Genomic DNA, 16,707 nt, shown 5'->3' on the forward strand with positions numbered 1-16,707 from the left:
CGGGCGCCGCCGCGGGGGCCGCCGGCCCGCGCCCCGGCCGAGGGGCGGCCCGGCCCCGCGTCACGGCCGCCGGCCGAGCTCCGGGCGCTTGGAGTAGTCCGTGAACCCGATGACGTTCCCCCACGGGTCGGCGATCTCGACGCTCCAGCCGGTGGCCACGGCGAACGGCTCGTCGAGCAGGGCGACGCCCGACTCCCGCAGCGCCCGCGCCGCCGCCCGTGCGTCCGGCACCTCCAGCCACACCCGCGCGGAGGGCCACGGCGGCGGCCGGTGCCCCAGCCCGTCCTCCAGCCGCAGCAGGATCCCCGGCGTCTCGCCCCCGGCCTTCAGCAGCGCGATCCCGGCCTCGTCGAACCGGAAGCCCAGCGGGAACCCGGCCCGCCGGTAGAAGGCGACGGCCTCGCCGACGTCCCCGACGGGCAGCAGCACGTTGTCGAACCCGAGCAGTTCGTAGGACTCGTCATCTGACATGTCGTCAGGTTAGAACGACCGCCTCGGCGGAGCGGCGCCATGACACAGCGGGGGCCGGCCGCGTCACCCGCGGCCGGCCCGCGGCACCCTCCCCCCCCGGTCGGCCCGGACGCCGGGCGTCGCTCCGACGGGCACCGGCAAGGGGTGCACGGCCTCGAGCAGCGCCGCCCGGGGGCACCGCACCGGCCGCGCGGCCTCCTCCGGCCCGGCGGCCGAGGCCGCGGACGCGGCGAGCGGCACCTCCGGACCGGCCGGCCCGCGGCCGTCTCCGGCCGCCGGTCAGTCGCTCCTGCGGGGTTCTCCTGCCCTGAGGACCTCGGCGACGTCCAGGGTGACCTCGGCGCCGACGGAGTCGGGGAGGGCGACGATCTCGCCGGAGGCGTGCGGACGGTGGTTCCCGTACGTGCCCCCGGCCGGGTCGGTGAGGACGTGCAGGCGCTGGTGCCTGCGGTCCACGATCACGTGGACCGGCACCTCGGCCTCGGCGTAGGCGACGGCCTTGGTCCTGAGGTCGTCCTTCCAGTTCCCGGAGGTGACCTCCAGCACGAGGCGGAAGCAGGCCGGGTCGTACGCGTTGTTCCCGACGCGGTGGTCGTCGATGTCGGCGTCCACCACCACGAGGTCCGGAACGGCGTGGTCCTCGGCGCCCGTGGGGAGCCGGAGCCCCACGTTCTGGAGGACCTCGGTCTCGCCGCCGTGAAGCCCTGCCGCGATGAACGGGCGCATGAGCTTGGTCAGGGCGCGGGCGTGGGGGGGCGTCCCGGGGCGGGGGCACGAGGAGACGGCCTCCGATGATCTCGACGCGGTGGCCCGGATGGCGTTCCGTGATCTCGTCGGCGATGGCCGTCAGGGTGACCGGCTCTTCGGGGCGGCAGGGCTGCTCGACGGAGGCTGCGGACGTCAGGTGCCTCCTGAAGGGCTGGTGTCGAGACCATCGTCGTGGGCCGGGCGACGCCCGGGCACCTGTCCCGGAGGTGTTCACCCGATGGGGTGGCATATGCCGGAGGGCCCCGTTCCCGGCGGGAACGGGGCCCTCGTGGGCGGGCGGGCTCAGTAGCGGCGCGTGATCAGCGCGCGCTTGACCTCGGCGATCGCCTTGGTGACCTCGATGCCGCGCGGGCAGGCGTCCGTGCAGTTGAAGGTCGTGCGGCAGCGCCAGACGCCGTCGCGGTCGTTGAGGATCTCCAGGCGCTGCTCGGCGGCCTCGTCACGCGAGTCGAAGATGAAGCGGTGCGCGTTGACGATGGCGGCCGGGCCGAAGTACTGGCCGTCGTTCCAGAAGACCGGGCAGGACGTGGTGCAGGCGGCGCACAGGATGCACTTCGTGGTGTCGTCGAAGCGCTCGCGGTCCTCGGCCGACTGCAGCCGCTCGCGCGTGGGCTCGTTGGTGTCCTTCGTGATGAGGAAGGGCATGACGTCCCGGTACGCCTGGAAGAACGGCTCCATGTCCACGACCAGGTCCTTCAGGACCGTCAGGCCCTTGATGGGCTCGATCGTGATCGGCTTCTCGGGGCTGATGTCCTTGATCAGGGTCTTGCACGCCAGGCGGTTCTTGCCGTTGATCCGCATGGCGTCCGAGCCGCAGATGCCGTGGGCGCAGGAGCGGCGGAAGGTGAGCGTGCCGTCCAGGTCCCACTTGATCTTGTGGAGGCCGTCGAGGACGCGCTCCTTGGGGTCGATCTCCAGCTGGAAATCCTCCCAGGTCGCCTCCGCCGAGACCTCGGGGTTGAAGCGGCGGATCCGGAAGGTGACCGTGATGTACGGCGAGGCCGCGGACGCCGCTTCCGCCTTGTCCAGAACAGGGGTTGCCATCAGTACTTACGCTCCATCGGCTGGTAGCGGGTCTGGACGACCGGCTTGTAGTCGAGACGGACGGTTTCGGAGCCGTCGGCGCCGACCTCGCGGTACGCCATGGTGTGGCGCATGAAGTTGACGTCGTCGCGGTTGGGGTAGTCCTCGCGGTAGTGACCGCCGCGGGACTCCTTGCGGGCCAGCGCGGAGACGGCCATGACCTCGGCCAGGTCCAGCAGGTTGCCCAGCTCGATGGCCTCCAGCAGGTCGGTGTTGTACCGCTTGCCCTTGTCCTGGATCGCCACGTTCTTGTAGCGCTCCCTGAGCTCGGCGATCTTCTCGACCGCCGTCTTGATCGTCTGCTCGGTGCGGAAGACCATGACGTTGGCGTCCATGGTCTCCTGCAGTTCCCGGCGGAGCGTGGAGACCCGCTCGTTGCCCGTCGAGTTGCGCAGCCGCTCGATCTGCCCGACGACGAAGGACTCCGGGTCCTCGGGCAGCTCGACGAAGTCCGCCTTCTGCGAGTACTCCGCCGCCGCGATGCCGGCCCGCTTGCCGAACACGTTGATGTCCAGCAGCGAGTTGGTGCCGAGGCGGTTGGCGCCGTGGACGGAGACGCAGGCGACCTCGCCGGCCGCGTACAGGCCCGGGACGACGGTGGTGTTGTCCGCCAGGACCTCGCCCATGACGTTCGTCGGGATGCCGCCCATCGCGTAGTGCGCGGTCGGCTGGATCGGGATCGGGTCCGTGTACGGCTCGATGCCGAGGTACGTACGGGCGAACTCGGTGATGTCCGGGAGCTTGGCGTCCAGCTGCTCCGGCGGCAGGTGGGTCAGGTCCAGGTAGACGTGGTCGCCCTCGGGACCGCAGCCGCGGCCCTCGCGGATCTCCGTGTAGATGGAGCGCGAGACGACGTCGCGGGAGGCGAGGTCCTTCATGACCGGCGCGTACTTCTCCATGAAGCGCTCGCCGTCCTTGTTGCGCAGGATGCCGCCCTCACCGCGGGCGCCCTCGGTGAGCAGGATGCCCATGCGCCAGATGCCGGTCGGGTGGAACTGGAAGAACTCCATGTCCTCCAGCGGGATGCCCCGCCGGTACACGGCCGCCTGGCCGTCGCCGGTCAGCGTGTGCGCGTTGGAGGTCACCTTGAAGAACTTGCCGCAGCCGCCGGAGGCGTAGATCACGGCCTTCGCCTGGAAGACGTGGATCTCGCCGGTGGCCAGCTCGTACGCCACCACGCCGGCCGACTTCTTGACGCCGTCGACCTCGGTGATCAGCTGGTCCAGGACGTAGAACTCGTTGAAGAACTCCACGCCCTGCTTGACGCAGTTCTGGTACAGCGTCTGGAGGATCATGTGGCCGGTGCGGTCGGCCGCGTAGCAGGACCGGCGGACCGGGGCCTCGCCGTGGTTGCGGGAGTGGCCGCCGAAGCGGCGCTGGTCGATGGTGCCGTTCGGGGTCCGGTTGAACGGCAGGCCCATCTTCTCCAGGTCGAGGACGGAGTCGATGGCCTCCTTCGCCAGGATCTCGGCGGCGTCCTGGTCGACCAGGTAGTCACCGCCCTTGACCGTGTCGAAGGTGTGCCACTCCCAGTTGTCCTCCTCCACGTTGGCCAGCGCGGCGGCCATGCCGCCCTGCGCGGCGCCCGTGTGGGAGCGGGTCGGGTAGAGCTTGGTGAGCACGGCGGTGCGGCTGCGCTTCGTCGACTCGATGGCGGCGCGCATACCGGCGCCACCGGCGCCGACGATGACGGTGTCGTACTTGTGGATCTTCATGATTCTCGCAGCCCCGTGCCTAGCGGATGTTCGGGTCGAAGGTGAAGATCACCAGCGTGCCCAGCAGGATGGTGAACACCGTGGCGGTGTAGAGCAGGCCCTTGAGCCACAGCCGGGTGTTCGCGCGCTCCGCGTAGTCGTTGATGACCGTGCGCAGGCCGTTGGCGCCGTGCAGCATGGCGAGCCAGAGCATCAGCAGGTCCCAGACCTGCCAGAAGGGGCTCGCCCAGCGGCCCGCCACGAAGGCGAAGCCGATCTTGGAGACGCCGCCGTCCAGCACGAGCTGGATCAGCAGGTGGCCGATGACGAGGACGACCAGCACCACGCCGGACAGGCGCATGAACAGCCACGCGGCCATCTCGAAGTTGCCCCGGGTCGACCTCGGGGTCTTCTTGGTGCGCTTGCGCGGGGCCTCGATGAAGGGTGCCGGGTTGTCGACGGTGTAGACGGGCCCGCCCTCGACGGGGCCGACACCGGCAGTGGTCTTTTCAGTCGTGGACATTGGCGTCAGCTCCCGAACAGTTCACGAGCGGCGTGGCCGAGGACGGGGTAGATCGCCCCGAGCATCAGCACGACCCAGAGCACGACGACGGTCCAGAGCATCTGCTTCTGGTAGCGCGCGCCCTTGTACCAGAAGTCGACGGCGATGACGCGCAGACCGTTGAGCGCGTGGAAGAGGATGGCGGCGACGAGGCCGTACTCCAGCAGCGCGACGACGGGCGTCTTGTACGTGGCCACGACCTTGTCGTAGGCCTCGGGGGACACCCGGACGAGTGCGGTGTCCAGCACGTGAACGAACAGGAAGAAGAAAATGAGGACGCCGGTGACTCGGTGAGCCACCCAGGACCACATTCCTTCCCGGCCGCGGTACAGCGTTCCAGCCGGCACGGAAGTTTCCTCCGGAAGCGGTGATGGGGGCCGCGCCGGCTTTCCTTGTCGGTCGGGCCCGGCCGGGTACGGTCCACCGGCCCCCAGCATCGTAGCGATGCGCTGTCGCCGGCCGGAGAGGGGGCCCGACGGTGTGATCAAACTGGCACCCAAAGGGGGCCGGGTGGGCTATCGGGGCCGGTGGGGCGGGTGGTGCGGGGTGATATGCCTGGTGCGCCCCGTCAGTGACCGGGTGCGAGGTTCCCCGCGCTCCCCAGGCTCCTCACCAGTCTGCCCCGGGCCAGGCGGCGGAGTTCCTCGGCCGCCACCACCCGTTCCTCCTCCGGATCGTTGGACAATCGTGACCGGATGGCCTCCAGGACGTGATCCAGGCACTCCTGGGGTGTCACGCCGTCCAGGGAGATGACGAAAACGTGGCCGAACCGCGCCTCGTAGGCCGCGTGGGCCGCGCTCAGGGCCGTGTGGGCGGCGGAGTACGTGTCCGCCGGGAGGGCCGGCAGCGACTCGGCCGCCAGGGCCCTGGCCAGATCCGCCGCCGTCAGGTCGTAGGCGGCCTCGTCCGCCGCGGCCAGCAGGGCGTCCACGTCCGGGTAGGGGCGGTGGGCGGTGAGGCGGTCGGCCCACAGGGGGCTGTGCAGGCAGGTCAGCAGGGTGCGCCGGACGTCTTCGGCGGGGGCGGTGTTGAAGTGTTCCACCGGTATGGCGAGCCGGCCGGGGGAAGGGGGGAGGCGGTGCGCAGGCAGCGTGGGTCCTTGTGGGCGTCACGTGTGTCGGCAGGAGGTGTGGTGAGAGATGTGACGACACGTTACCGAGTACGTCCATGACATGTCCGAGGTATGTCGGAGATTCACTCGGAGGGGAGAGTTTCGGAATGTGTGGTGGACGCGGCTTGTCGGCGCGGGGCCGTAGGTTGGCGTCGTGAGTCAGCACAGGCGCCGGGTACCGGCGCAGAAGGTGAAGCAGCGGCGGGTGCTGATCGCGGCGGTGGCCGCGGCCCTGGCCGTGGTCGCCGTCGGGGTGAGCCTGGGCCTCTGGGCCTCCTCCGGGGACGACGGCGGGCCGGCGGGTTCGGCGGCCACGGCCACCGCGCGGGAACCCGGGGGCCCGGGCCGCAGTCCGGGGCCCACCCGCTCCTACCCCCTGTCCAGCGCGCCCCGCACGATCCCCGCCGTGCGCGCCCACACCCCGGCGCGCGGCCCGGGCTGGAAGCCCGGACGCGGCCACCGGGTGGTCGTGAACGACGCCCGCCTGGCCGACGAGGGGCGGCTGATCGCCGACGAGCTCGGGCTGACGTACGCGGGCGAGAAGGACGACGTGCGCACCGGGGACGTCCGGCTGGCGCTCGGCGGTGACGAGGGCGCGGACCGGGAGTCGTACCGCATGACTGTGCGCGACGGGCGGGTGACCATCAGCGGGCCCGCCGACGCGGGCGTCTTCTACGGCACCCGCACCCTGAAGCAGGCGGTGCGCGGCGGCGGGAGCGCGCCGGAGGGCGTCGTGCGCGACGAGCCGGCCAAGCCGCAGCGCGGGCTGATGTTGGACATCGCGCGCAAGCACTTCACGGCCGGCTGGATCGAGGACCGGATCCGGGAACTGGGCGACCTGAAGTTCAACCAGCTCGGCCTGCACTTCTCCGACGACCAGGGCTTCCGGATCGAGTCCGACACGCACCCGGAGGTCGTCTCCGCGCAGCACCTGACCAAGGCGCAGGTCAGGAGGATCGTCGAGCTGGCCGCCAGCCGGCACATCACCGTCGTGCCCGAGATCGACTCGCCCGGCCACCTCGGCGCGGTGATCGCCGCCCATCCCGACCTCCAGCTGCGCACCGCGCGCGGCACGGCGGTGCGCGGGGCGATCGACATCTCCCGGGCGGAGTCCGCCCGGATCGTCGACGACCTGCTGAACGAGTACGCCGGCCTCTTCCCCGGCGGGCAGTGGCACCTCGGCGGCGACGAGTACCAGGCCCTGACCTACTCCGACCCCGAGGCCTCCTTCCCGCGGCTGGCCGCCGCCGCGCGGAAGGCCCACGGCCCCGGCGCGACCGTCGCCGACCTCGCGACCGGCTGGCTCAACGACCGGGCCGGCACCGTCCGCGCCCACGGCCGCGTCCCGCGCGCCTGGAACGACGGCTTCCTGCGGGACACGTCCGTCCGGCCCGCCCAGGACATCCAGGTCGCCTACTGGACCGGCAAGGAGATCGGCGCCCGGCAGCCCGCCGAGTACCTGAGCGCCGGCCGCAAGGTCGTCAACTACAACGACGAGTTCCTCTACTACGTGCTCGGAGAGCCGCAGACCTTCGTCTACCCGACCGGGCAGCGGATCTACGAGCAGTGGAACCCGCGGGTCCTGCGCGGCACCGCGGCCGTGCCGGCGGCCTACGACGACCAGATCCTCGGCGGGTCCTTCGCCGTCTGGTGCGACCTCGCCGGCTCCCAGACCCAGGAACAGGTCGCCGCCGGGATCCGGCTGCCGCTGCGGGCGACCGTCCAGAAGCTGTGGGACCCGGGGCGGCCGGAGCTGCCGTGGACGCGGTTCCGGGCGCTGGCGGACCGGCTGGGCTGAACGTGTGCGGGTCGCCCCGTACGGCTGCGCACCCCCGCACGGCTGTGGTGGTGTTCCGGTGCGGGCCGAACCGAGACACCGGGAGGAGCCGGGCCATGGGCTACTGGGGGTACTTCGTGGTGGGACGCGACCGGCGGCCGCTGGCCGGGCTGGAGGCGCTGTCGGGGGCCGGGGACGGCATGACGCTGCGCACGTCCGCGCCCGGCGGGTGGCAGGTCTGGGAATTCCCGGGCAGTGGCGACGTCGGCAGCATGAACGACCTGGCGCGGGAGACCGGGGCCCCCGCGCTCTTCGGGTACGTCATGAACAGCGACTGCGTGGTGGTGGAGGCGGCGGCGCCGCGGGGCGGGGCCTGGACGACCTGCCTGGCACGGGCCGCGACGGCCGGGTACCTCGGCGCGGACCGGGAAGGGCTCACGCTCGAGGACTACTTCCTGGAGCCCCGCGACGCCGCCGAGCGCGCGGTCGGCTGGGCCGCCGAGGCCGGGCACACCGCGGACGCCGACGCCCTGGTCGAGGTGCTGACCGCCGACCCCGACCCGGTGGCCGAAAACCTTTTCTTCCGACTGCTCGACCGGCTCGGGGTGGTACCCGAGTGACACTCCCGGGCCGTCGCACGCAGTAAGGGAAAATGCGGGCTCCGTCAGGGAAGGCGCCCGGTGAGGGCCCTGCGGAGGCCTGCTGAGGAGGCGTGGATGAGCCTGGTGGAACTGATCGCGCAGGCCGACGAGCGCGCACTGGCCGTGAGCGGGTTGGCTTGTTTGGATCGGTGCGTGCCCCTGCTGGGCGGCGACGACGAGACCCTGCGGCCCCTGTGGGCGAGCCTCACCGACACCGCCGACGCCGGTGACTGGGGCAGGGGGCTGGAGCAGGCGCGCGGGAGGCTGGACGCCCGCGAGGCCGGGGAGGAGGCCGCCCTGCTCGCCCGCCGGATGCTGGCCGCCGCCCCGGCCGAGCGGTCCCGCGCCGAGGTGCGGGCGTGGGCCGACGCCTGCTCGGTCGCCGCGCTGCAGATCCACCGGCTGCTCGACCCCGCCGAGGACGAGACGCCCCCGGCCGGCGCCCTCCCCGAGGCACTCCGGTCGGGGGTGGCCCCCGTCGAGGGCCGTACGGAGGGCGTGTCGCCGCTCGTAGCCGCCGAGCTGCGCCGCCAGATCACCGTCCTGGAGGTCGTCACCGGTCACGGGACGGCCGGGCTGCGCCGGGCGCTGGAGGTGTCCACGGAGGGACGGCGCGTCCTGCGCGCGGTGGTGTCACGCCGGATCCGCCGACAGGGCTGAGGCCGGCGGCTTCGGGGCACCGGCCCTCTCACCCGCCACCGCCTCGCCGCGCGGGCGGCTCGCGCCGCCGGCCCGCGCCGCCGGCCCGGGCGGGCGCGAACGTCACCGCCGGGCAAACCTGCGCGGGTGGGGGAGTCCTGTGACCGTTGTGGGGCGGGGTGCGGCGGTTCCGCGCCGGTCCTGGGGAGCCGCCGGATCCCGGTGACGAATCCCGCCCGCGCCGCGCTCTTGCGACTGTGACGACTGTGACGACCCAGCAGGAGACCAGGCCCCCGGCCGCGGCGAAGCCGGTGCGGTGGGCGGCGGACGCGGTGGCGACGATGCGCGAGGGCGCACGGCTGCGGCTCGACTACTCGGTGCAGAGCCTGTGGAGCGTCGACCGCATGATCGAGGGCATCCGGCGCGAGGACCCGCCGCGGGACGCCGTGGAACACGTGCTGCGCGGACTCGGCGCCTACGCCGGTGAGGTGATCGCCCGCCGGACCGGCGCCGAGTGGTGGGCGACGGGCGGCGACCACTGGATCCGCACCCCCGACGGCCACCTGTGGGACCCCATCGACGAGGCCCGCCGCTGCTTCGCCGGGCAGGGCTCGCTGCGGCTGCTGTGCCGGGACGCGATGAACGCGGCGCCGCGGCCGTAGGGAACGCGCGGCGGGCGGGCGGGGCAGGGCCGGCCGCCGGCCCCTCCCGGCCGTCTCCCGCGTCCGGTCAGGGCGCCGGCACGACTCCGAGGCCCGGGAGGGCGGGCACCACGCCCTTGCCGGCGCCGGTGCCGGTGCCGGCGGCGAGGGCGCGGATCGCGGGGAGGTCGGCGTACAGATGGGCGCCCGGGCACTCGGTCGGGTAACCGTCGCGGTGGCCGGGGACGCGGTGCAGGACGACCTTCTGCCCGGTCGTGTACTTGCCGTTGTCGGCTCCGGCGGTCAGCGTGACGGTCCCGGACGGGTCGGCGCCGTACAGGCCGAGCTTCCAGGCGGCGACCTTCGCGACCGCCTCGCGCACGGCCGTGCCGGTGGCCGCGGTGTTGTAGTCGCCGAGCACCGAGACGCTGCTGGTGTCGGTGTTGAAGCCGTAGGCGTGCGCGCCGAGGACGGGCTTGTCGATGCCGCCCGCGCGGCCCTCGAAGACGGTGCCGCACTTGTCGACGAGGAAGTGGTAGCCGATGTCGTTCCAGCCGTTGCCCTGCACGTGGTAGAGGAAGATCCCGCGCACGATCGCCGCCGACTCGGCGCAGGTGTAGCTGTTGGTTCCGGCCGTGTGGTGGACGAACACCGCCTTGGTGTCGCTGGTGTACGTGGGCGGGTTGCGCACCAGGGACTCGTCGGCGCCCCAGCCGGAGCGCGGGGTGACCGCGGGACGGCCGGCGGCGGGCTCCGCCGTGCCGGGCCGCACCTCCGGCCCGGCACCGCTTTCGTGGGGGCCGCTCCCGTGGGGGTCCACCAGCTCGACCCGCAGCCCTTCGGGCAGCCCTTCGCCCGTCACCCGGACCTGGATGCCGTCGGACGGGCCGGTCCACAGCGGCTGGGTGCCGCCGCGCACGCCTGCGCCGTCCCGGTCGGAGCCCGTCTCGGGCGCGCGGCCGTCGCTGTCGAGCGTGCGCCAGGGGCTCCACTCGCCGCTCCCCGCGGACCGGGTGCGGACCTCGGCGGTGCCGCCGAGGGGGGCGTCCGGGTCGTCCCAGGTGACACCGACCATGCTGAACGGCTCGGTGGTGCGGGGAGCGAGCGCCCGCGCGAGCGGATCGCTGCCCGGTACGTCGATGCTGTGCACGGTGCCGGTGGGGTCGGCCTGCGCCGGGGCGGCCAGACCGAGGGTGCCGAGCGCGAGGGCGGCGGCGACAGCGGTGTGGAGGAAGGGGCGCATCAGCCGGCTTTCGTCGTCGTTCCGTCGGACGGGGATCCGCATGCGGCGCACCCGAGGACGGACCGGGTGGCGGGGCGCATGCGGATCCATCCCTTCCGGTGCGGGGAACGGGCGAAACGGCGCACGGGCGCGATGCGCCCGTCCGGCGGTCCGGGACGGCACCGCCGGCCGATCACCGGCGTACGCCAAGGCGAAACGGTGGTACGGCCGCTGTGCCGCACCGCTGCGTCCGGGGCCGCAGCGGTGACTCGTGACGCGTGCGGTCCCGCATCCGCTCGGCCGGCCGGGGAGCCCCCGGGAGGACTCCCCCGGCCGGAGAAGGGGGCGGGGTCCCACGGGCAGGACGCGGGACGCAGGACGCAGGGCGCAGGGCGGGGGGGCAGCGACGCGCGCCGCGGGCCGGGGAGATGCGGTCGTGCGCGACGGCCCTCGTCGCGCGCCACCGCCCGCACCCGGCCACCGCCCGCACCCGGCTGCCGCTCGACTTCTCGGCGGCCGGCCCGCGCGTCGTCGACTTCCTGGCCGACGGGCTCCGCAAGGGCGGCGCGGACCGGGAACGGGCCCACGGCACGCTGCTCGCGCCCGGCGCGTACGCCGGAGAGGTGCCGGTGCGCCGGGCGGGTGCGGCGGGCCGCGGCCCGGGGCGCTGTGACACTTCGATGAGGTCCGACGCTGAGGACCGTGGAGGCGTGGGCACGGCCGGCCGTGCCGCACGACGCGGATTCGTCACTCACTCGGTACGGACGAGGACAGTTCTTGGGCCACGGAGGGGAACCCCGCCGCGCACCGGCGTACGACGGGGAATTGGGCGCGGCCGTCGCGCGGGCCCAGGAAGGTGACGAGGCCGCCTTCGCGGTCGCCTACCGGCTCGTACAGCCCGGGCTGCTCGGCTATCTGCGCGGGCTGGTCGGGGACGACGCGGAGGACGTGGCCTCCGACGCCTGGCTGGAGATCGCCCGGGACCTGGGGCGGTTCAGGGGCGACGGGGCCGGCTTCCGCGGCTGGACGGCGACCATCGCCCGGCACCGGGCGCTCGACCATCTGCGCCGCCGGCGGGCCCGGCCCCGGGCGGCGACCCTCGAACAGGACGTCCTGGAACTGCCCGGGCCGCAGAGCACCCACGAGCAGGCGCTGGAGGCCATGTCCACCGAGCGCGCCCTGGACCTGGTCCGCGGGCTGCCCCGCGACCAGGCCGAGGCGGTGCTGCTGCGGGTCGTCGTCGGCCTCGACGGCCCCGCCGCCGCGCGTGTGCTCGGCAAGCGGCCGGGAGCGGTGCGCACCGCCGCCTACCGGGGCCTGAAACGCCTGGCCGGACAGGTGGGCGCCGAGAGTGTGACGGATGAGGCACCCCGGACGCTGGGTGAGTCGACATGAACGCCACCGGCGGGGGACCGGCGGCCGGGCCGCCCGGCCCGGGCGGGGCCTGCGGGCCGGTCGGGCCGTCCCCTCCGGTGGGCCGGCGGGACGGGTCCGGCCGGCCGGCGTGAACGCAGCGGACCGTCCGTACGTACCGGCGGGCGGCCGGGTGCGCCTCGCGCCCCCGGCGAACCGAGGCGACCGGGCCGGCCCGACCGGACGAACCGGCCGCACGGCCCACCGGGACCGGACGGGCCGGGACCACCGCGTGGGACGAACGGTCCGCGCGGACCGAGACGAACCGCACGGCGCCCCCGCGGCCCGTGGGCGGCACAGAGCGAGCGGAGACGGGAACGGACATGGGTGAACGGCAGAGCGACGGCGGACTGCCCGGCCGTCGGCGTGTGCACCCTGGCGGCTCCGCGTGCGGGCACCGGAGCGCGGCCGGTCCTGGCGCCTGCGCCCCGGACACCCGGGAAACGGCCCCGGGCGGTGCCGCGCTGGAGGCGCTGATCGCCGCCGCGCTGCGCGGGGACCGCATCGACGCGGAGGCCGAGCGGCGGGCGGTGGCCGCGTTCCGGGCCGCCCGCGAGGCGGGGGCGCACCGGGCGCGCACCCGCCGCCGGGACGACTGGCGGCCCCGGCCCCGGCCGCGCCCGGCGCGCTCGGTGAGGGCCGCCCTCTCCGTGGCGCTGGCGAGCCTCACGCTGGGCGGCGTCGCGGTCGCCGCGATCGGCGTGACGGGCTCCCACGGCGGCGACGGCGCCCGTGACGACCGGCGGGACACCCGGCCCCCGGCCGCCTCCGCCGGCGCCTTCCAGCGGCCGGACGCCGGGGCCGCCGCCCCGTCCGGCGCCGGCTCCGCGCGCCCGGACCGCCCGGCCGCCGCCCAGGACACCGCGGCCCACTGCCGCGCCTACGAACGGGTCGAGGGCCGCGGCAGGGCCATGGACGCGACGGCCTGGGAACGCCTCGTCACGGCCGCGGGCGGCGAGCGCAACGTCGCCGCGTACTGCGTCGGGCGGCTGAAGGACGCGGCGGACGGCGGCGACGGGCGGGGCCGGGCGAGCACCAGGCCCGCACCGGGCGACCCGGCCGACAAGGGCGACAGCGTCGGCAACGGCACCGGCGCCGACAACGGCGCCGACAACGGCAACGGCGCCGGCGACGGCGCGGCCGACCCGGGCACCGGCAACGCCGGCGGCGACCCCGGCGGCAGCGGCCGGGGGAAGAACAACGGCGGTGACGGCGGCAAGGCCGGCGCGAAGAAGCCGTGACCGCCCCCGCGCGGCACTCCGGCGGCCCGCCCGCCCACGGCCCCGCGGCCCCACCCAAGGCAACGGCCGGGGCCGCCACCCCCCACAGGAGAGGCCCCGGCCGTCGCGCGGAACGGGCCGCGCGGCGGCCCGTACTTCCTACAGCGCCGGGCGCGCGGAATGTGTCACACCTCCGCGTCACGTATTGGTTGCATCTTGTACCGACATGGACGGGAAACGGTTTCAGGTCGTAACGTGCCATTCGCGCCAGGCCGCGAAGGACAGACGACCACACCGACCGCCAGCGGCCCTGAGACGGCGACCAAGATCGAGGAATCACGACGGCGAGAACCCGGTCCGCGCGAGCGGCGCCGGTCCGGGGGCAGAAGGGCGCGCGCGGGGTGCAGGGGGACGACGCGGAACTGACCGCCGCGGTGCGCGCGGCGCAGGACGGGGACGAGACCGCGTTCCGGACCGTGTACCGCGCCGTGCATCCGAGGCTGCTCGGCTACGTACGGACACTGGTCGGCGACCCCGACGCCGAGGACGTGGCGTCCGAGGCCTGGCTGCAGATAGCCCGGGACCTGGGGCGGTTCAGCGGGGACGCCGACCGGTTCCGCGGCTGGGCCGCCCGCATCGCCCGCAACCGCGCCCTGGACCACATACGGATGCGGGGCCGGCGCCCCGCGATCGGCGGCGACGAGACCGAGCTGACCGGCCGGGCCGCCGAGTTCGACACCGCCGGGGAGGCGATCGAGGCGCTGGCCACCGACAGCACCTTCTCCCTCATCTCCCGGCTGCCCCAGGACCAGGCCGAGGCCGTCGTGCTGCGCGTGGTGGTGGGCCTCGACGCGAAGACCGCGGCCGAGACCCTCGGCAAGCGGCCGGGTGCCGTGCGCACCGCGGCGCACCGCGGTCTGAAGCGGCTCGCCGAACTGCTCAGGGGCGCCGATCCGCAGGCGGATCCGGAATCGGCGGGAGTGCTCGACGTCGTGCCGCCCCAGCGAGAACCGCGCCGCCGCGCGGTGACGTCCGCGACTGTGACGCCCACGCGCACGCGGACGCAGAAGGACATGTGATGGCCGACGAGCAGTACAGGTGGCTGGACCGCGAAACGGCGGAGCGGTTGCTGCGCGGAGAGCCACTCGAAGCTGTCGATCCCGCCGCCCGCGACCAGGCCGAACGGCTCGCCGGAACACTCGGCGCGCTGTCCGCCCCGCCCCCTCCGGCCGGCGAGGAGCTCCCCGGCGAGGCCGCCGCGCTGGCCGCCTTCCGCGCGGCCCGCGCCGAACGCGCCGAACGCGCCGGCACGGGCGTGATCCGGATCGGCGGGCCCGCCGGCACCGCCCGCCGCTCCCGCTGGGCGCGCCCGGCACGGCTCGGGCTGGCCGCCGCGCTGGCCGTCGGCATGGTCGGCTCGGTCGCGGTCGCGGCCGGAACCGGAGCCCTGCCGACGCCGTTCGCGGGCGGCGATCCGGAACCCGGGACCTCGGCCGCCGTCACGCCCTCCGGGCGCCCGCTGACGTCGCCCTCGCCGCGCGGGTCCGGGTACGGCGACGCGATCCCCGGCGGGCCGTCGGGCGACCCCTCCGCGGGGATCGCCGGGGGCGCCGGCCCGGGCGAGCCGGGCCGTGGCACGACCACGCGGCCCGGCTCCGGCGCGGGCACCGACGCCCCCCGCAGCCGCTCCGGCAGCCAGGGGAAGCGGATCGCCTCGGCCTGCCGCGACGTCCGCGACGGCAGGGGGCTCGACCCCGGCCGCAGGCGCGTCCTGGAGGACGCGGCGGGCGGCGCCTCCCGGGTGTGGAAGTACTGCGAGGGCGTGCTGGCCGCGGCCGACGGCGGTTCCGCGAACGCCGGGAACAAGGGCAGGGGCAAGGGCGAGAAGGACGAGAGCAAGGACAAGGACGACAAGGACAAGGGCGGCAACGGCGGCAACGGCAACGGCGGCAACGGCAACGGCGGGAACGGCAACGGAGGCGACGGCGGCAACGGCAACGGAACCGGCCGGAGCGCCCCGGGCGGCAAGGCCGGTGACGGCGGTGGCAAGGGCCGGGGCGCCGGCCACCGGAACGGCGCCTTCCCGCCCTCGACGCCGTTCGCCCCCGCGCCCCTGGCCTCGCCGGAGGCGGCGCCTCCGCCGGGGTCCGCTCCGTCCCCCGCCCCCACGTACAGCGCGATCTGAGCCGGCCGGGCGGCCGGGTGGCCGGACACGGACCGCGCTGACCTTGATACCTGCCCTCTGACCTGCGGTTTCGTGATCCCGGAAAATTTTTTCGCCGAGGGTGTGACGTTCTGGGCCGCCGTGGCGCAGTAATGAGTGAGCCGACTGGTCATCGGCCGTCGCACGGAGCCGGGGTTCCCCCCGTACCCACGGCTCGTGCACCTGGCGCGGGCGGGACACGTTCCCCCGGTCCCGTCCGCGCCCCGAACGTCCCTGCCGCCCGGCGCTCACCAGTGGACGACGACCTTGTCGCCGTTCCTCACCTGCGCGTACAACCGGGCGATCGCCGCCTCGTCCCGCACGTTGACGCAGCCGTGCGAGGTGCCGGCGTAGCCGCGGGCGGCGAAGTCGAGGCTGAAGTGCACCGCCTGGCCGCCGCTGAAGAACATCGCGTACGGCATGGCGGAGTCGTAGAGCGTCGACCAGTGGTCGCGGGACTTCCAGTAGACGTGGAAGACGCCCTCCCGGGTGGGTGTGTACTGCGAGCCGAAGCGGACCGCCATCGTCGACAGGGTCCGTCCGTCCACCATCCAGCGCAGGGTCCGGCTCGACTTGCTGATGCACAGCGCCCGCCCGGTCAGACAGCGCGGGTCCGGCGCGTCGGCCGGCTGGCCGCCCATCAAGTACAGCTCCCACCGGCCCGGCTCGTGCGTCATCTCCAGCAGCCGCTGCCAGGTGACGGTGTCGGTCCGGCCCGTGGGCGGCAGTCCGCGCTTGCCCTGGAAGCCCCGCACGGCCTTCTCCGTCAGGTCGTCGTACGTCCCCGTGGGCCCGTGGAACAGCCAGGCGACCTGGCGCAGCCGGGCCTGCAGCTCGCGGACGTCGCGGCCGGTGGCGCCGCGCGACCACAGCACCGGGGCCCGCCCGGCCGGCGCGGCGCCCGGCCGGCCGTCGGCCGCACGGGTCGGCGCACCGCTCGGGAGCTCGACGCGCACCGGCGGACGGCGTACGCCGTCCGCGCCGGTGGTCTGCACCGTGCAGCCGGTTCCCCAGCAGGTCGCCGCGGCCAGCGCCACGACGGCGGCGACCGCCCTCCCCCTGCCCGCGGTACGGCCCGTAGTACGCACCCCAGCCCTCCAGCCGTCTCACCGATGCGCCCGGATGTCACAGGAGATGTACCCCGGACCGGACCGTTCACGAACCCGGTGGCATTGCGGTGACGGGTGCCGCGGTGGAGGCTGTGAGCGAGGTCCCGTCGCGGCTGTGAGCAAGGTCCCAGCGTGCGCCTCTCCACCGGGTGC

Annotated in this window: 16 protein-coding genes and 1 pseudogene; 8 read left to right on the forward strand and 9 right to left on the reverse strand. The window is 74.5% G+C overall.

The features are described 5' to 3' along the window. Positions 1-60: 60 nt before the first annotated feature. From AB0L29_RS19925 to AB0L29_RS19955, 7 genes and pseudogenes are all read right to left on the reverse strand, one after another. On the reverse strand, positions 61-471 hold the full coding sequence (locus tag AB0L29_RS19925; protein WP_365828872.1) for a VOC family protein: 411 nt from the start codon (positions 469-471) through the stop codon (positions 61-63). Between the two features lie 279 nt (positions 472-750). Continuing rightward, positions 751-1,375: pseudogene (locus AB0L29_RS19930) on the reverse strand (Uma2 family endonuclease). A gap of 146 nt (positions 1,376-1,521) precedes the next feature. Beyond that, positions 1,522-2,283: a succinate dehydrogenase iron-sulfur subunit gene (locus tag AB0L29_RS19935; RefSeq protein WP_365828874.1), complete on the reverse strand. Its 762-nt coding sequence runs from the start codon at positions 2,281-2,283 to the stop codon at positions 1,522-1,524. Beyond that, positions 2,283-4,037: a succinate dehydrogenase flavoprotein subunit gene (gene sdhA / locus AB0L29_RS19940; protein ID WP_365828876.1), complete on the reverse strand. Its 1,755-nt coding sequence runs from the start codon at positions 4,035-4,037 to the stop codon at positions 2,283-2,285. The genes AB0L29_RS19935 and sdhA overlap by 1 nt, the downstream gene beginning before the upstream one ends. A 19-nt stretch (positions 4,038-4,056) precedes the next feature. Further along, entirely contained in the window at positions 4,057-4,539 is a 483-nt protein-coding gene (locus AB0L29_RS19945) for a succinate dehydrogenase hydrophobic membrane anchor subunit (protein WP_365828878.1), read from the reverse strand. A gap of 5 nt (positions 4,540-4,544) precedes the next feature. Further along, a complete protein-coding gene (sdhC, locus tag AB0L29_RS19950; protein WP_365828880.1) occupies positions 4,545-4,925 on the reverse strand; it encodes a succinate dehydrogenase, cytochrome b556 subunit in 381 nt (126 codons plus the stop codon). A 221-nt stretch (positions 4,926-5,146) separates the two neighbouring features. Next, the gene (locus AB0L29_RS19955; RefSeq protein ID WP_365828882.1) at positions 5,147-5,620 is read right to left on the reverse strand and encodes a 2-oxo-4-hydroxy-4-carboxy-5-ureidoimidazoline decarboxylase; all 474 of its coding nucleotides are present in this window, start codon (positions 5,618-5,620) and stop codon (positions 5,147-5,149) included. A 274-nt stretch (positions 5,621-5,894) separates the two neighbouring features. On the opposite strand from AB0L29_RS19955, the gene AB0L29_RS19960 reads away from it, so the two are divergent. From AB0L29_RS19960 to AB0L29_RS19975, 4 genes are all read left to right on the forward strand, one after another. After that, positions 5,895-7,487 (forward strand): glycoside hydrolase family 20 protein, encoded by a 1,593-nt coding sequence (locus AB0L29_RS19960; RefSeq protein ID WP_365828985.1) that lies wholly within the window; start codon positions 5,895-5,897, stop codon positions 7,485-7,487. Positions 7,488-7,582: 95 nt separating this feature from the next. Next, entirely contained in the window at positions 7,583-8,086 is a 504-nt protein-coding gene (locus AB0L29_RS19965) for a hypothetical protein (RefSeq protein WP_365828884.1), read from the forward strand. 96 nt (positions 8,087-8,182) lie between these two features. Next, positions 8,183-8,767 carry a hypothetical protein gene (locus tag AB0L29_RS19970; RefSeq protein WP_365828886.1) on the forward strand — a complete coding sequence of 195 codons (585 nt, stop codon included), beginning with the start codon at positions 8,183-8,185 and terminating at the stop codon, positions 8,765-8,767. A 245-nt stretch (positions 8,768-9,012) separates the two neighbouring features. Beyond that, positions 9,013-9,408, forward strand: coding sequence for a hypothetical protein (locus tag AB0L29_RS19975; RefSeq protein WP_365828887.1), 396 nt, complete (start codon positions 9,013-9,015; stop codon positions 9,406-9,408). Positions 9,409-9,475: 67 nt separating this feature from the next. Here the strand turns inward: AB0L29_RS19975 and AB0L29_RS19980 are convergent, their stop codons facing one another. Further along, positions 9,476-10,672, reverse strand: a complete 1,197-nt coding sequence (locus tag AB0L29_RS19980; protein ID WP_365828889.1) for an N-acetylmuramoyl-L-alanine amidase — start codon at positions 10,670-10,672, stop codon at positions 9,476-9,478. A gap of 714 nt (positions 10,673-11,386) precedes the next feature. On the opposite strand from AB0L29_RS19980, the gene AB0L29_RS19985 reads away from it, so the two are divergent. From AB0L29_RS19985 to AB0L29_RS20000, 4 genes are all read left to right on the forward strand, one after another. After that, a complete protein-coding gene (locus AB0L29_RS19985) occupies positions 11,387-12,004 on the forward strand; it encodes an RNA polymerase sigma factor (protein WP_365828891.1) in 618 nt (205 codons plus the stop codon). Between the two features lie 341 nt (positions 12,005-12,345). Then, positions 12,346-13,263 (forward strand): hypothetical protein, encoded by a 918-nt coding sequence (locus AB0L29_RS19990; RefSeq protein ID WP_365828893.1) that lies wholly within the window; start codon positions 12,346-12,348, stop codon positions 13,261-13,263. A gap of 380 nt (positions 13,264-13,643) precedes the next feature. Further along, a complete protein-coding gene (locus tag AB0L29_RS19995) occupies positions 13,644-14,321 on the forward strand; it encodes an RNA polymerase sigma factor (protein ID WP_365828895.1) in 678 nt (225 codons plus the stop codon). Beyond that, complete coding sequence (locus AB0L29_RS20000; RefSeq protein WP_365828897.1) at positions 14,321-15,427, forward strand: hypothetical protein; 1,107 nt, start codon at positions 14,321-14,323, stop codon at positions 15,425-15,427. Before AB0L29_RS19995 ends, AB0L29_RS20000 begins: the two co-directional genes overlap by 1 nt. A 266-nt stretch (positions 15,428-15,693) precedes the next feature. Here the strand turns inward: AB0L29_RS20000 and AB0L29_RS20005 are convergent, their stop codons facing one another. Further along, positions 15,694-16,482, reverse strand: coding sequence for a L,D-transpeptidase family protein (locus tag AB0L29_RS20005; RefSeq protein WP_365828987.1), 789 nt, complete (start codon positions 16,480-16,482; stop codon positions 15,694-15,696). Between the last annotated feature and the right edge of the window lie 225 nt (positions 16,483-16,707).

This window comes from Streptomyces sp. NPDC052701 (genome assembly GCF_040678355.1).
Taxonomy (GTDB): Bacteria; Actinomycetota; Actinomycetes; order Streptomycetales; family Streptomycetaceae; genus Streptomyces.

What these genes read in the sequence shown, in the direction of transcription:
- AB0L29_RS19925 (WP_365828872.1), bottom strand. Translation starts at nt 471, where the DNA reads ATGTCAGATGACGAGTCCTACGAACTGCTCGGGTTCGACAACGTGCTG.
- AB0L29_RS19935 (WP_365828874.1), bottom strand. Translation starts at nt 2,283, where the DNA reads ATGGCAACCCCTGTTCTGGACAAGGCGGAAGCGGCGTCCGCGGCCTCG.
- sdhA (WP_365828876.1), bottom strand. Translation starts at nt 4,037, where the DNA reads ATGAAGATCCACAAGTACGACACCGTCATCGTCGGCGCCGGTGGCGCC.
- AB0L29_RS19945 (WP_365828878.1), bottom strand. Translation starts at nt 4,539, where the DNA reads ATGTCCACGACTGAAAAGACCACTGCCGGTGTCGGCCCCGTCGAGGGC.
- AB0L29_RS19965 (WP_365828884.1), top strand. Translation starts at nt 7,583, where the DNA reads ATGGGCTACTGGGGGTACTTCGTGGTGGGACGCGACCGGCGGCCGCTG.
- AB0L29_RS19970 (WP_365828886.1), top strand. Translation starts at nt 8,183, where the DNA reads ATGAGCCTGGTGGAACTGATCGCGCAGGCCGACGAGCGCGCACTGGCC.
- AB0L29_RS19980 (WP_365828889.1), bottom strand. Translation starts at nt 10,672, where the DNA reads ATGCGGATCCCCGTCCGACGGAACGACGACGAAAGCCGGCTGATGCGC.
- AB0L29_RS19990 (WP_365828893.1), top strand. Translation starts at nt 12,346, where the DNA reads ATGGGTGAACGGCAGAGCGACGGCGGACTGCCCGGCCGTCGGCGTGTG.
- AB0L29_RS20000 (WP_365828897.1), top strand. Translation starts at nt 14,321, where the DNA reads ATGGCCGACGAGCAGTACAGGTGGCTGGACCGCGAAACGGCGGAGCGG.